Source organism: Cryobacterium sp. TMN-39-2 (genome assembly GCF_004402745.1).
In the GTDB taxonomy this organism is placed as follows: Bacteria; Actinomycetota; Actinomycetes; order Actinomycetales; family Microbacteriaceae; genus Cryobacterium; species Cryobacterium zongtaii.
The window spans coordinates 357,109-370,953 of the sequence record NZ_SOFX01000011.1 but is presented as its reverse complement, the minus strand read 5'-3'; the positions used below and the strand labels follow the sequence as shown (position 1 = coordinate 370,953).

The following is a 13,845-nucleotide window of genomic DNA, read 5'->3' as shown; positions in this document are numbered from 1 at the left end:
TAGGCATGGAGTTGAGCAGTGCACGGGTGGACAGCTGGGCCTGGGCGGTGCGGATGTACAAGACCCGCTCGCAGGCCACTGCAGCCTGCCGGGCCGGGCACGTTCGGGTGAACGGGGACCGGGCCAAGTCCGCCCAGTCCATCAAGCCCGGCGACGAGGTGCGGATCCGGGCCAACGGCTTCGACAGGGTTCTCGTGGTGTCGCGGATCATCGTCAAGCGGGTGGGTCCGAGCGTGGCCGCCGAGTGTTTCGTGGACAACACGCCGCCACCGCCACCGCGCGAGGAGCTGGCCCTGGTGCCGATGCGCGACCGCGGCGCCGGCCGGCCCACCAAGCGTGAGCGCCGCGAGATCGAGGAGCTGCGCGGGCACTGACCGGCCGGGACGCCCAGCCAGGCCGGGTCACGACGCGCTGCGGTCCTCGGTGTCGGCCGGCAGCCGTACGGGCGGCACCAGGGTGCCCACCTCACTGCGCACCCACCACACGTGTTCGGCCCGGCGTTCGGCCGGCGTGCTGAACCTGTACAGGAACACCCGGGCACGCACATAGCGCGGCGGCGCCGCGGCGAACGGATTGTGCGCGAGCATCCGCAGGGTGGCGCGGTCGCCCTGCAACAACCGGGCCAGGAACACCTCGAACCACCGGGACTCGCGTGACCCGAGGGCCAGGAACCACATCAGCCAGTCCAGCCGCAGGTGGTACGGCGCGAATTGCCCTGGCACCCGGGTCACGTCACCGGGCTTGCCGCGGAACTCGTAGGCCCGCCAGGCCGTGGGGTCCCGCGGGTCGGCGGAATCGCTGCCCTCGACGACCACCTCGAACCGCTCCTTTGTGACGGTGCCGAACGCACCGTAAGCGTTCACCAAGTGGAACGGGTTGAAGCTCGCGTTCATGAGCTGCCGGCGGCGCAGCAGGTTGCGGGCCGGCCAGTAGCTGAGCACCACCAGGCCGAGGGTCACGGCGAGCACCACAACCACGAACCAAGCCGGCTGCTCCCCCGCCGCGGCCGCCGACCCCGGCGCGCGCAGGGCCGGAACGAACAGCCCGCCGACCCACCGGAAGGCAGCGTCATCGACCGCCGCGGCGGCCAGCACGATGGTGATCCAGTTCAGCCAGGCGAAATTGCCGGTGAGCACCAACCACAGCTGGCTGAGCACGATGACGCCCGCCGCAACCGAGGCCACGGGCTGCGGAGCGAACAGCAGGAACGGGGCAATGAGCTGCACGGTGTGGTTGGCGAGCACCTCGCCGCGATGGAACCACCTGGGCAGGTGGTGCACGAACCAGCTCACCGGGTTGGGCATCGGCTGAGTCTCGTGGTGATAGAACAGCGCCGTGAGGTCACGCCATTCCCGCCCGCCACGCAGTTTGATCATGCCGGCACCGAACTCCAGCCTGAACACCAGCCAGCGCAGGAAGTACAGGACGGGCAGCGGCGTGGCGACGTCGGCAGAGCCCAGGAACGCCACGACGAAACCGGCCTCGACCAGGAGACTCTCCCAGCCGAACCCGTAGAAGGTCTGCCCCACGTTCACGATCGACAGGTAGCCGGCGAAGAGCAGCAGGAACACGATCATCACCAGCCAGGCCGGGCCGAGCTGCGGCAGACCCAGCACAACGGCAGCGGCCAGGACGATCCCCGACCAGGCGACCAGGCGACAGAGCCGGTCGGAGTAGCGCCAGTGGAACAGGCTCGGGCTACGGCCGAACGGCACCCGCGCGACAAAATCGCGCACCGGCAGCAGCCCGTTGTCACCCAGGAGGGCCGGGAACTGGGCCAAGGCCGAGGCGAACGCGACCAGGAAGATGGCGGCGATCCCCCGTTGCAACACCTCGCGTGCGATGTCGTAGTCCCCGGTTCCGAACCAGTCCATGGTGCAGTTCACCCTAGGCTCGGGCGGCCGCTGCCTCAATGTGAGAAGTGCTTGACTTCGCCGACTAAACCGGTATAGGTTTGCCCTAAACCGGTTCAGGCATCCGAGGATGCGGCCCGGTCGCCATCAACGAGGAGGCCCCGTGCAGTCCACCCAGGATTCGGTCAAGAGCTCCGCAAAGGTGACCATTGCCGATGTGGCCAGGGAGGCCGGGGTCAGCAAGGGCCTCGTCTCGTTCGCGCTCAATGACCGGCCCGGCGTCGCGGCCGACACGCGGGCCAGGATCCTCCAGGTGGCCGAAGCCCTCGGCTGGACACCGTCGCTGCGCGCCAGGTCGCTCTCGTCGAAGCGGTCTTTCGCGCTCGGCCTGGTCATCGCCCGTGACCCGGAGGTGCTCGGGTCTGACCCGTTCTTCACCTCCTTCATCGCCGGTGTCGAAACGGTTCTCGCCCCGGAGGGACTCGCGCTGGTGCTCAGCGTCGTGCCCGACGAGGAGACCGAGCTGCAGACCTACCGCACCCTGGTCTCGGACGGCCGTGTCGACGGGGTGTTCCTCAGCGACCTGCGCATCGACGATGCGCGCATCCAGTGCCTGGCCGACCTCGGGCTGCCCACGGTCACCCTCGGCCGGCCTGACCAGCCCAGCCCGTTCCCCGCCGTGTCGATCGACGACACCCACGGCATCGCGGAATCCGTGCGCCACCTGGCCGGTCTCGGCCACCGGCGCATAGCCCACGTCGCCGGCAGCCCCGCCATGCTGCACGGCAGCCGGCGGCAGGAGGCCTTCACCAGCGCCATGCGCGCGGCCGGTCTCGGGGACGGCCAGATCGTGGAGACCGACTTCTCGATCGCCGCCGGCGCCGACGCCGCACGGCGGCTGCTCAGTCAGCCCGAACCGCCCACCGCCATCGTCTTCGCCAACGACCCGATGGCCATCGCCGGCATCGGGGTGGCCCAGGAACTCGGCATCAGGGTGCCGGAGGATGTGTCGATCACCGGGTTCGACGACATCGAATTCGCACGGTACGTGTACCCGGCGCTCACCACCGTCGGCGCCACTCCCCTGGTCTGGGGCCGCGCGGCCGCCGCCACGCTCCTCGGGCTCATCCGGACCGGAAGCGCCGACGACGTCGACCTCCCCGCCGCCCGGCTGATCATCCGGGGCTCGGCGTCCGTCCCGGCACCCGGCTAGTCGTCCCACCTGCACAGAGCCTTGTCAACTACACACCATGCCGCAGCAGAGCCGCAGCGGATTCATGAATGGAGAAGGAAATGCACAGCAGCACCACAAGACCGCACCGCAGTGCGCGAGCAACCCGGCGACTCTTGGCCGCCGCCGCCACCTCAGCGGCCATGATCGTCACCCTGGGCGCCTGTTCCAGCGGCGGCGACTCCGGTTCGGCCACGGAACGCGGCGACATCACCATCTGGTACTCGAACAACGAGAACGAAGTCAAATGGGGCAAGGCGATGGTCGACGCCTGGAACGCCGACAATCCCGACGAGCAGGTCAAGGCCCAGGAGATCCCGGCTGGCAAGAGCAGCGAGGAGGTCATCGGCGCCGCCATCACCGCCGGCAATGCGCCCTGCCTGATCTTCAACACCGCCCCGGTCGCGGTGCCGCAGTTCGTCAAGCAGGGCGGTCTGGTCGACCTCAGCAGCTTCGAGGACGGCGACTCCTACATCGAGGAACGCACCGGCGACCTGGCCGAGCAGTACACGAGCGAGGACGGCAAGTTCTACCAGATGCCGTGGAAATCCAACCCGGTGATGTTGTTCTACAACAAGGACCTCTTCGCCGCGGCGGGGCTGGACCCGGAGAACCCCGAGCTGTCCACCTACGACGAGTTCCTGGCCACCGCGCGCACCCTGGTCTCCGCCGGCGTGTCGCAGTACGCCATCAACCCGTCGGCGACGAGCGAGTTCTTCCAGAGCTGGTTCGACTTCTACCCGGCCTACGGGAACGAGACCGGTGGCACCTTGTTCGTCGAAGACGGCGAAGCCACCTTCAACTCGGACGAGGGTGTCGCGGTCGGCGAATTCTGGAAGACCGTATACACCGAGAACCTCGCCGGCAAGGAAAAGTACACAGGTGACTCGTTCGCGGACGGCGTGGCCGCCATGGCCAGCGCGGGACCGTGGGCGGTGTCCGTCTACAAGGATGTCGTGAACTGGGGCGCCGTTCCCTTCCCCACCAGCTCCGGCGTCGCCCCTGAGGACGCGTACACCTTCAGTGACGCGAAGAACGTCGGTATGTTCACGGCCTGCGAGAACCAGGCCACGGCCTGGGATGTGCTGAAATTCGCCACCAGCGAGGAGCAGGACGGCCAGCTGCTCGAGCTGACCGGCCAGATGCCCCTGCGCCAGGACCTCCCCGAGGTCTACCCGGACTACTTCGCGGCGAACCCGGCCTACGAGCAGTTCGGTGACCAGGCGTCACGCACGGTCGAGGTGCCGCAGGTGCCGAACTCCGTCGCCGCCTGGCAGGCCTTCCGGGATGCCTGGACGAAGACGGTCATCAGCGGTGAGGGCGACGTCACCGAGGCGTTCGACGCCGCGGCAGACAAGGTCAATGAACTGATCGCGGAGCCGTAAGTCTGATGTCCTCGACCGTCTCCTCCGGGAGCGTCACCCCGAGCCCCGCCGCCAGGCCCGCACGGCCTGGCGGCGGGGGCCCCCGCCGGGGCCGTCGGCGCCAGCCGCTGGGAAGGAATCCCCTCGGGCTCCTGCTCAGCGCCCCCTATCTGCTCTTCGTGCTCCTGGTCTTCGCCTACCCGTTGGTCTTCGCCTTTTACATGTCGTTCCACGACTATTTCTTCGCCGCTCCCGGCGCCGTAGTGGACCGACCGTTCGTCGGGCTGGCGAATTTCCAGGAGGTGCTGACCGACCCGGCCATCATCCGCTCGTTCGGCAACGTCGCCATATTCCTGCTGATCAACGTGCCCCTCACCGTGGTGCTGTCACTGGTGCTCGCCACGGCGCTGAACAAGGTCGTGCATGCCCGTACGTTCTTGCGGGTGTCCTTCTACGTGCCGTACGTGACGGCCAGCGTCGCCGTCGTCGTCGTCTGGCTGTTCCTGTTCAACAGCAATGGCCTGGTCAACCAGATCCTCGGTCCGCTGGCGCCTGAACCGACCTGGCTGATCAACCCGCTCCTGGCGATGCCAACGATCGCAATCTTCGTCACCTGGAAGCAGATGGGTTTCTTCATCCTGCTCTACCTGGCCGCCCTGCAGAACGTCTCCGACGAGCTGTACGAGGCCGCGGCCACGGACGGTGCGGGCAAGATCCGCATGTTCTTCTCGATCACCGTGCCGGGCGTGCGGCCTGCGACCGTGCTGGTCCTGCTCCTGGCCACGGTCACCGGCGCGAACCTCTTCACGGAGCCGTACCTGCTCACCGGCGGCGGTGGCCCGAACGGGGCCTCGTCGTCGCCCGTGCTGATCATGTACCAGCGTGGCATCGAACAGGGCGAGCCGGGAATTGCCGCCGCAATCGGGGTCATCCTCGTGATCGGCGTGCTCATCCTGGCATTCGCCCAACGCAAGCTGGCCGGAGGGGACGACTCATGAGCAACGCACAGAATCCGGCGGTCGCAGCGGACCTCGCCGGAGCAGACCCCGCTAAGGCGAAAAACATGCGTGGAGGAACCGGACGCCCCCGCGTCCGCAAGGTCGACGGCTTGAGCAGGGGGCAGAACATCCTGCGGTACGTGGTCCTGTCCAGCGGCGCCCTGCTGTTCCTGTTCCCGTTCTATTACATGGTGATCGGCTCCCTGCAGACAGCACCCGACCCGACCATCGCCGGGGCATTCCCCAACCCGGGGAACATCACCGGCCAGAACTACGTCGACATCAACAGCCGCATCAATCTGTTCCAGGGACTGGTCAACTCCGGGATCTTCGCCGGGGGCGTCATCCTGTGCACCGTCGTGTTCGGTGTGCTGGTCGGCTACGCCCTGGCGCAGCTGGAGTGGCGCGGACGCGGCGTCACCTTCGGGCTGATGCTGCTCGTGCAGGTGATTCCCTTCCAGCTGCTGATGATCCCGCTCTACGTGATGATCGCCAGGGACTACGGGCTGGCCGACACCTACGCGGGCATGATCCTTCCGTTCGCGATCAACTCGACGGCGGTACTCGTGTTCCGGCAGTATTTCCTGCAGGTGCCGAAGGCCCTCTTCGACGCCGCCCGGATCGACGGCGCCGGCGAGCTGAAGATCCTGTGGAGTATCGCGCTCCCGCTCGTGCGGCCGGCGCTGCTGACCGTGGTGCTGCTGACCTTCATCGGCCCGTGGAACGAATTCCTCTGGCCGTTCCTGATCACCAAGGAAGCCTCGCTGCAACCACTCGCGGTCTCGCTGGCGAACTACCTCACCAACATCGCGGGCACCGCGGCGAACCCGATCGGCGCCGTCCTCGCCGGCGCCTGCGTGCTGGCCGCCCCCATGGTCCTCCTCTTCATCATCTTCCAAAAGCACTTCGTCTCGAGCGACATCGGCTCGGGCGTGAAAGGTTAGTCATGAGCGCACCAGCACCCTTCCCGTACACCCTTACCCGGATGGGCGTCATCATGACGCCGGAGGACGGCAACGAACTCGAGGCCGAAGGTGTTCTCAACCCCGGCAGCGGGCACACCCCGGACGGCACCCTGTACCTGCTCCCCCGGCTCGTGGCCGCTGGCAACGTCTCCAGGGTGGGCCTGGCCCGGGTCATCATCGAGAACAGCGTGCCCACCGGCGTCGAGCGGGAGGGCGTGGTCCTCGCCCCCGACCGAGGCTGGGAGCGCGGGGCGAACAACGCCGGCGTCGAGGACCCCAGGGTCACCTTCGTGCCACGGCTTGGCCTGCACGTGATGACCTACGTCGCCTACGGCCCGCTGGGCCCGCGCACCGCGGTGGCCGTGTCGGAGGATTTGCGCGAGTGGCGGAGGCTGGGCCCGGCCCTGTTCGCCTACGACGAGGCCCTGGACATGGACCTGAACCTGTTCCACAACAAGGACACCGTGTTCTTTCCCGAGCCCGTCACCGCACCGGACGGCGTGGAGAGCTTCGCGGTGCTGCACCGGCCGATGTGGGACCTGGACGAGACCAAGCCCGGTGAGGGTATCCGGGTGCCGGCCGGCGTCACCGACCAGCGGCAGAGCATCTGGATCAGCTACGTGCCCGTCGCCGACGCGGTGGCGGATGTCGCGGCTCTGACCTTCTGGCGCGGGCACCGGTTTCTGGCCGGACCCGAGTTCGCCTTCGAGGAGCTCAAGATCGGCGGCGGCCCCGCGCCACTGCGGGTGCCGGAGGGCTGGCTGCTGCTGCACCACGGCGTCACCGGCATCCTCGCGAAGGCGTTCGACCAGCAGCAGAAGGTGAACTACGCCGCCGGGGGCATGATCCTGGACGCCGATGACCCCACGATCGTGCTCAGCCGCACGAGCGAACCGTTGCTGAAGGCCGAGACCGCCGACGAGACCAGCGGCATCGTGCCGAACGTGGTGTTCCCCACCGCGATCGAGGAGATCGACGGGCAGCTGTTCGTGTTCTACGGCATGGCCGACTCGAAGATCGGCGTGGCCAGGCTCGACCGCCGCGCCGCCGAGTAGGCCCCGCGAGCAACAGTTGGCGGTTCGGTTCGGGCCGGAGTGCTCGGGCGAGGGCTAGGGCTGGGCTGGCGGCGGCGGGGCGGCGGGGAGCAGGCCCAGGCTCGACTTGAGCTGGTCGGCCGCGACCTGGTCGTCCCGGTCCGCGGCGAGGTTGGCCTCGAGGTTGGCCTCGGTGACGGCCTTGAGAATCTCGGCGCGCTGGATCGAGATGCCCCGCGGGGCGTCTACGCCCAGGCGGATGCTGTCGCCGCGGACGTCGAGCACGGTGATGACGATGTCGTCACCGATGAGGATCTTTTCCCCCTGTTTGCGCGTGAGAACCAGCATCCGCTCAGCCTATCGCGAACGGGTCAGACGGCCCGGCGGTCGCCGCCGGCGCAGGGGCGAGCCAGCCGATCGGCAGGCCCAGTTCCCGCACGGTTCCCGGGGTGGCGGTGGTCTCGATGCCGAGCACCGCGATGCCGTCGATGCTGACGTCGGCTCCGGCATCCCGCACCCAACGGGCGGTGTCCGAGGGCTTGCGGCCGGCGTGCACCACGGCCCAGACCTGGTCGGCCCCCAGCGCGGCCACGGGACCGGCGGGCAGGCCCTGGACCACGAGGATGCCGCGGCCTCGCTCTACTCCCCTGGCCCGCGCGGCGAGGGCCGACCGCCGGTCGGTCATGGCGTGGTCGGTGCCGTCGAAGATCGGTGCCGTGGGTCCGTTGGAGATCAGCCGGGCGGCCTCGAGGACATCGTCGTGCAGCCCGATGAGCAGTACCAGGTCGCCGGGGCCGGCCAGGATCCGCGGCGCCCCCGGGGTGAGTTTCACCGAATCCTGGGGTGCGGCGGCCGCCGCGGCGTCGGTCGGCGCCACGGCAGCCCAGGGCACCGGCGTCGGCACAGCCACAGGCTGGGCGGCCCGGGCGGGGGACGTCGCAAAGGTCAACTCGTCCATCAGCCGGGCGAAGTCTGGCGTATCCGTCGACACGACATCCGGTGACGCTGCGGCTTGGCGGGCGCGGCGACGGGCCGGGGCGGCGCTGGTCGAAGCGGGGCCGGTCGAAGCGGGGCTGTTCGAAGCGGCGCCGCTCAAGGTGCCACCGAAGGTCGGCCCTGGTGCCCGGTCGCCGTGCAACAACGACTCGGCATCATCCGCGTCGTCGAGCAGTGCCGCGATGCCGAGCCGGGTGCTGAGCTCGTCGCGGATGTGTGCTGCGCGCCGGCGCCCCGAGGGGACCGCCACGAGGATGTCTGCGGGGTCGTCTGCGGGCACCTCAACGGTCACCTCGATGTGGCGTTTGGCGAAGAAACCGCGGATGCCGCCCACGGTGACCTGCTCGGCCGCGATGATGCGGGCACCGTCGCCATGCTCGGCGACCACCCGGGCCTGCAGCTCGGGCAGGGTGGCGCCCTCAAGCCGCAATCGTCTCGGTTCCACGGACCACCCCCACGGTCTCGATCGCGACCCGCGCGGAGGTGACCTCCTCGTAGGACAACACCGGCAGGCCGCTGGCCTGGGCGGACACCAGGCGGCGAATGGCCGGTCGCAGTGCCGGCGCGCAGACCAGCACTGCCGTGAGGCCGCTCGCCTCGACGGTGGCCATGGCCGTGCGGAGCGAACCGAGGATCGCGTCGATCCGAACCGGGTCGAGCAGGATCTGGCTGCCCTGGTCGCTGGGGCGCATGCCCTCGAGCATGGACTGCTCCAGCCCGGGTTCGATCATGATCACCCGGAGCACCGCGCCGTCCAGGTACAGCGCGGTGAGCGCAGGACCGAGGGCCTGCCTGGCCGCCTCGATGAGGCCCTCGGGATCGCCGGACACCTTGGCCCGCACCGACAGGGCCTCGTAGATGCGGGGCAGGTCGTTGATCGGGATCTGCTCGGCGAGCAGCCCCTGCAGCACCCGCTGCACCTCGGCGAGGGACAGCAGGCCGGGGATCAGGTCGTCGACGGCCGACGGGCTGACCTGGCGGACGCCATCCGTGAGCACCCGCACGTCTTCGCGGGTGAGCAGCCGGGCGGCGTTGCCGGTGATGATGGACGACAGGTGCGTCACGAGCACCGAGACCCTGTCGATGACGGTGGCGCCGACCATTTCGGCGCGGGGCCGCATCTCGCCCGGCACCCACTTGCCGACCAGGCCGAACACCGGCTCGACTGTCGCTGTGCCGGGCAGGGACTCCAGGTTGTCGCCGAGCGCGAGCACCTTGCCGGCCGGGGCGATGCCGCGGCCGGCCTCGACGCCGGCGATGCGGATGGCGTAGGTGGACGGCGGCAGGTCGATGTTGTCCCTCGTGCGCACCGGCGGCACCACCATGCCCAGGTCGATCGCGACCTTGCGGCGAAGTGCCCGCACCCGGGCGAGCAGATCGTCGGAGGCCCCGGAGACCAGGTCGACGAGGTCGGGGGCGAGTTGGATCTCCAGGGCGTGCACGCGCATCTGCTCGATGAGGTCTTCGGCGGTGTCCGACCGGGGCGCGAGGCTTTCCACGGCCGCCGCCGCGGCGGCTCCGGCCCTGGCCTTGGCCTCGTTGCCTTTGATGCGCTGGGAGATGACGATCAGCCCGGCGCCGACGATGATGAACGGGATGATGGGCATGCCCGGGATCAGCGCCATCAGGATCGCGGCGGCGCCGGCGATCATCAGGGCGGTGCGGGACTGGGTGAGCTGGGCCGATGCCGTGGCGCCGATGTCGGATTCGGCGTTGGAGCGGGTGACGATCATGCCGGTGGAGACGGCCATCAGCAGGGCGGGGATCTGGGTGACCAGGCCGTCGCCGATGGTGAGCAGGGCGTAGGTGTTCAGCGCGTCGCCGACCTCCATGCCGCGCTGCAGCATGCCGATCGCGATGCCGCCGATCAGGTTGATGATGATGATGATCAGGCCGGCGATGGCGTCACCCTTGACGAACTTGGAGGCGCCGTCCATGGCGCCGTAGAAGTCGGCCTCGGCGGACACCTCTGCGCGCCGGTCCTTGGCCTGCACATCGGTGATCAGGCCGGCGTTGAGGTCGGCGTCGATGGCCATCTGCTTGCCGGGCATGGCGTCGAGGGTGAACCGGGCGCCCACCTCGGCGACGCGTTCGGCGCCCTTGGTGACCACGACGAACTGGATGACCACCAGGATCAGGAAGATCACGGCACCGATGATGATGGACCCGCCGACGGCGACATGGCCGAACGAGGCGATCACCTGGCCGGCGTAGCCCTCGCCCAGCACCAGCCGGGTGGACGCCACGTTGAGGCCGAGCCTGAACAGGGTGGCCACCAGCAACAGCGACGGGAACACCGAGAAGTCCAGCGGCTTCTTGACGAACATGGTGGTGAGCAGGGTCACCAGGGCGAGCAGGATGTTCACGATGATGAGAACGTCGAGCAGCCCGGCGGGGATGGGCACCACCAGCAGCAGGATGATGCCGACCACCCCGATGGGAACGGCGAGTTTTGCGAGCGTGCTGTTCACTTAGGTGGCCTCCGAGGAACGAAAGGGTTGGGTCATGGTGTGCACGCCGGCCCGGGAGCCGCGCGTCTTGAGGGCCAGGACGAATGCGAGCACCCGGGCCACGGCGTTGTACAGCTCGACCGGGATCTCCTGGCCGAGTTCGCAGGCACCGTGCAGCGCCCGGGTGAGCGGGATGTCCCTGACGATGGGTACGGTGTCGGTCTCGGCCTGCTCGCGGATGCGGGCGGCGATCACCCCGGCGCCCTTGGCGACGACCCGGGGTGCGGACTTGCCGGGCTCGTACCGGAGCGCGACGGCGAAGTGGGTGGGGTTGATCAGCACGACGTCGGCGGTGGCTACGGCGGCGATCATGCGGTTGCGGCTCATCGCCAGCTGGCGGGCACGACGCTGCGAGCGGATCATCGGGTCACCTTCTGAGCTCTTGTGCTCGTCGGTGACCTCCTTCTTGGTCATCCGGGTGCGCTTGCGGTTCCGCCGCATCACGACCATCACGTCGGCGGCGGCCAGCACGAGCCCGGCGATCACCGCCGACTGCACCAGCGCGGCGGTGCCGTCCCCAGCCGCGCCGATCAGCACGTTCACCGGCAGGCCGCCCGCGGTCATCAGCACCGGGGTCAGGCCCTGGATCACCGACAGGAGCACCACGCCGACGACGATGGTCTTGAGCAGGGCCTTCACGCCCTGCCAGAGCGCCTGGGTGCCGAAGGTGCGGGCGAGCCCGGTGACCGGGTTGAACTGATCGTACTTTCCGGCGATCTTCTTCACGTGGATGCCGCCCTGCGCGACAGATCCCGCCAGCACCGCCACGCAGACCACGGCGAGCATTGGCGTGAGGATGCCGCCCATGGCGCCCAGCCCCTCGCCGAGCAGCTGCAGGGCCCGCTCGGGGTCGGGGTTCTCGGCCACGGCGCGGATGTCGAACAGCTGCGCCCGACCGGCCGCGGCACCGGCCTCGATGGTCATCGGCATCATCACCGCGGCCGCGCCGATGCCGACCCAGGCGGTGAGATCCTGCGAGCGGGCCAACTGGCCCTTGGAGCGCACCTCCCGCATCCGCTTCTCGGTGGCCTGTTCGGTGCGTTCGCCGGAGTCGCTCATCTAGCCCACCCCCCACATGCCGGCGACGGCGTCGTCGGTGAGGGAGGCGACGATGCCGGGCAGGGCCATGAACCCGGCGGCGCCGAGGGTGAGGGTGATCAGGATCTTGAGCGGGAAGCCGAGCGCGAAGGCGTTGAGCGCTGGGGCCACCCGGGTGAGGAGGCCGAGGCCCGCGTCGGCGAGGAACAGCACCACGATGAGCGGGCCGGCGATCTGCACCGAAGCGAGCAGCATCTGGCCGACGGCGGCGGTGATCGCCTGCATCGGCACGGCGAGGTCGATGCCGCCGCCGACGGGCAGCGCGGCGAACGAGCGGGCCAGACCGCCCAAGATCAGCTGATAGCCGCCGGAAGCGAACAGGAGCGCCAGCGCGGTCATCTGGTAGAGCCTGGTGAATTGGGCGCCGTTGACCATCGACTGCGGGTCGAAGCCCTGCGCCAGCTGGAAGCCGCCGAACTGGTCGATGAGGTTACCGGCCGACTGGATCGCGGAGAACACCACGAGCACCAGGAAGCCGAGCACCCCGCCGACGACGATCTCCAGCAGCAACGCGAGAATGAACCCGCCGGTGTCCGGCGAGACGTAGCCGGGCACCACCCTGGGGGCCACGGCCAGGGCCAGGCCGATCGAGAGCATGCCCTTGATGCGCAGCGGGAACGCGTTGAACGAGAACGGCGGCGCGACGACGAGGAACACGACCATGCGCACCCCGGCCAGCATCACCGCCTCCAGCCAGGCGACGTCCAGGGTGATGTTCACCTAGCCTCCGCCGATCAGGCCTGGGATCTTGTCGAACAGGTTGGTGGTGAACGAGACGATCTCGGAGATCATCCAGTGCCCGCAGATGAGCATGGCGAAGCAGACCGCGATGGCCTTGGGCACGAATGAGAGCGTCACCTCCTGAATCTGGGTGATCGACTGCACGAGGGAGATGGCAAAGCCGACCACCAGAGCGGTGATCAGGATGGGCGCGGAGAGCTTGGCGGACACGACGATGGCCTGCAGGCCGATGTCCAGAACGGCGTTGGAGTCCATCAGCCACCCCGGTAACTGTTGACCAGGGTGGTGATGACCAGGCCCCAGCCGTCGACGAGGATGAAGAGCAGGATCTTGAACGGCAGCGAGATCATCACCGGCGGCAGCATCATCATGCCCATCGACATCAGCGCCGCCGACACCACCAGGTCGATGACCAGGAACGGGATGAAGATCACGAAGCCGATGATGAACGCCGCGCGGAGCTCGGAGATCATGAACGCGGGGATCAGGGTGAGAAGCGACACCGCGGCGGGGTTGGCCGGGTTGGGCTGGTCGGACGCGCGCACCATCAGAGCGAGGTCTTCCTGCCTGGTGTGCGCGAGCATGAAGGTGCGCAGCGGCTCCGACCCCGTCGTGACGGCGTCGTCGAAGGTCATCGACCCGTTCAGGTAGGGCTGCAGAGCGTCGGTGTTGATGTCGGTGAGGATGGGCGACATGATGAACAGCGACAGGAACAGGGCCAGCCCCGCGAGCACCTGGTTCGGCGGGATCGACGGCAGGGCGAGGGCGTTGCGGGTCATGGCGAGCACCACGAAGATCTTGGTGAACGACGTCATCATCAGCAGCAGCGCCGGCGCCACCGATAGCAGGGTGATGCCGATCAGGGTCACGATGGCCGAGGACGGCGCCCCGTTCGGACCGTTGATCTCCACGGTCAGGCCGGCGCCGGGGGTGGCGGCCGGTGTGGGGGTGGCCGGGTCGGTGGGCGCGATCGGCTCGGTGAGCTGCGCCGCGTGCCCGGTCGAGGCGACGAGGAGCTGCAGGGCACCGACGATGACGAGCACCAGCGCCACCAT

General features: G+C 68.8%; 14 protein-coding genes. 6 read left to right on the top strand and 8 right to left on the bottom strand.

The window, feature by feature from the left end:
* Nucleotides 1-5: 5 nt before the first annotated feature.
* On the top strand, nt 6-374 hold the full coding sequence (locus E3O57_RS03850; RefSeq protein WP_103479145.1) for an RNA-binding S4 domain-containing protein: 369 nt from the start codon (nt 6-8) through the stop codon (nt 372-374).
* 27 nt (nt 375-401) lie between these two features.
* On the opposite strand, the gene E3O57_RS03845 is transcribed toward E3O57_RS03850, so the two are convergent.
* Nucleotides 402-1,874, bottom strand: a complete 1,473-nt coding sequence (locus tag E3O57_RS03845) for a lipase maturation factor family protein (RefSeq protein ID WP_103479144.1) — start codon at nt 1,872-1,874, stop codon at nt 402-404.
* A 142-nt stretch (nt 1,875-2,016) separates the two neighbouring features.
* Here E3O57_RS03845 and E3O57_RS03840 point away from each other — a divergent pair, with 142 nt between their 5' ends.
* The 5 genes from E3O57_RS03840 (at nt 2,017) to E3O57_RS03820 (ending at nt 7,466) form a co-directional block, all read left to right on the top strand.
* Entirely contained in the window at nt 2,017-3,066 is a 1,050-nt protein-coding gene (locus E3O57_RS03840) for a LacI family DNA-binding transcriptional regulator (protein WP_241990292.1), read from the top strand.
* Nucleotides 3,067-3,146: 80 nt separating this feature from the next.
* On the top strand, nt 3,147-4,469 hold the full coding sequence (locus tag E3O57_RS03835; RefSeq protein ID WP_103460676.1) for an extracellular solute-binding protein: 1,323 nt from the start codon (nt 3,147-3,149) through the stop codon (nt 4,467-4,469).
* Between the two features lie 5 nt (nt 4,470-4,474).
* Entirely contained in the window at nt 4,475-5,446 is a 972-nt protein-coding gene (locus E3O57_RS03830; protein WP_103479142.1) for a carbohydrate ABC transporter permease, read from the top strand.
* Between the two features lie 188 nt (nt 5,447-5,634).
* Nucleotides 5,635-6,390 (top strand): carbohydrate ABC transporter permease, encoded by a 756-nt coding sequence (locus E3O57_RS03825; protein ID WP_103460679.1) that lies wholly within the window; start codon nt 5,635-5,637, stop codon nt 6,388-6,390.
* Nucleotides 6,391-6,392: 2 nt separating this feature from the next.
* Entirely contained in the window at nt 6,393-7,466 is a 1,074-nt protein-coding gene (locus E3O57_RS03820) for a glycosidase (protein ID WP_103479141.1), read from the top strand.
* 54 nt (nt 7,467-7,520) lie between these two features.
* On the opposite strand, the gene csrA is transcribed toward E3O57_RS03820, so the two are convergent.
* The 7 genes from csrA to fliP are packed head-to-tail and all read right to left on the bottom strand — an operon-like array spanning nt 7,521 to nt 13,845.
* On the bottom strand, nt 7,521-7,793 hold the full coding sequence (gene csrA, locus E3O57_RS03815) for a carbon storage regulator CsrA (RefSeq protein WP_088456020.1): 273 nt from the start codon (nt 7,791-7,793) through the stop codon (nt 7,521-7,523).
* A gap of 4 nt (nt 7,794-7,797) precedes the next feature.
* A complete protein-coding gene (locus E3O57_RS03810; RefSeq protein ID WP_133159757.1) occupies nt 7,798-8,886 on the bottom strand; it encodes a hypothetical protein in 1,089 nt (362 codons plus the stop codon).
* Nucleotides 8,861-10,912: a flagellar biosynthesis protein FlhA gene (locus E3O57_RS03805; RefSeq protein ID WP_103479139.1), complete on the bottom strand. Its 2,052-nt coding sequence runs from the start codon at nt 10,910-10,912 to the stop codon at nt 8,861-8,863. Before E3O57_RS03805 ends, E3O57_RS03810 begins: the two co-directional genes overlap by 26 nt.
* Nucleotides 10,913-12,010: a flagellar biosynthesis protein FlhB gene (locus tag E3O57_RS03800; protein WP_103460647.1), complete on the bottom strand. Its 1,098-nt coding sequence runs from the start codon at nt 12,008-12,010 to the stop codon at nt 10,913-10,915.
* On the bottom strand, nt 12,011-12,769 hold the full coding sequence (locus E3O57_RS03795) for a flagellar biosynthetic protein FliR (protein WP_103479138.1): 759 nt from the start codon (nt 12,767-12,769) through the stop codon (nt 12,011-12,013).
* On the bottom strand, nt 12,770-13,045 hold the full coding sequence (gene fliQ, locus E3O57_RS03790; RefSeq protein WP_088456015.1) for a flagellar biosynthesis protein FliQ: 276 nt from the start codon (nt 13,043-13,045) through the stop codon (nt 12,770-12,772).
* Nucleotides 13,045-13,845, bottom strand: a complete 801-nt coding sequence (gene fliP / locus E3O57_RS03785) for a flagellar type III secretion system pore protein FliP (RefSeq protein ID WP_088457969.1) — start codon at nt 13,843-13,845, stop codon at nt 13,045-13,047. Before fliP ends, fliQ begins: the two co-directional genes overlap by 1 nt.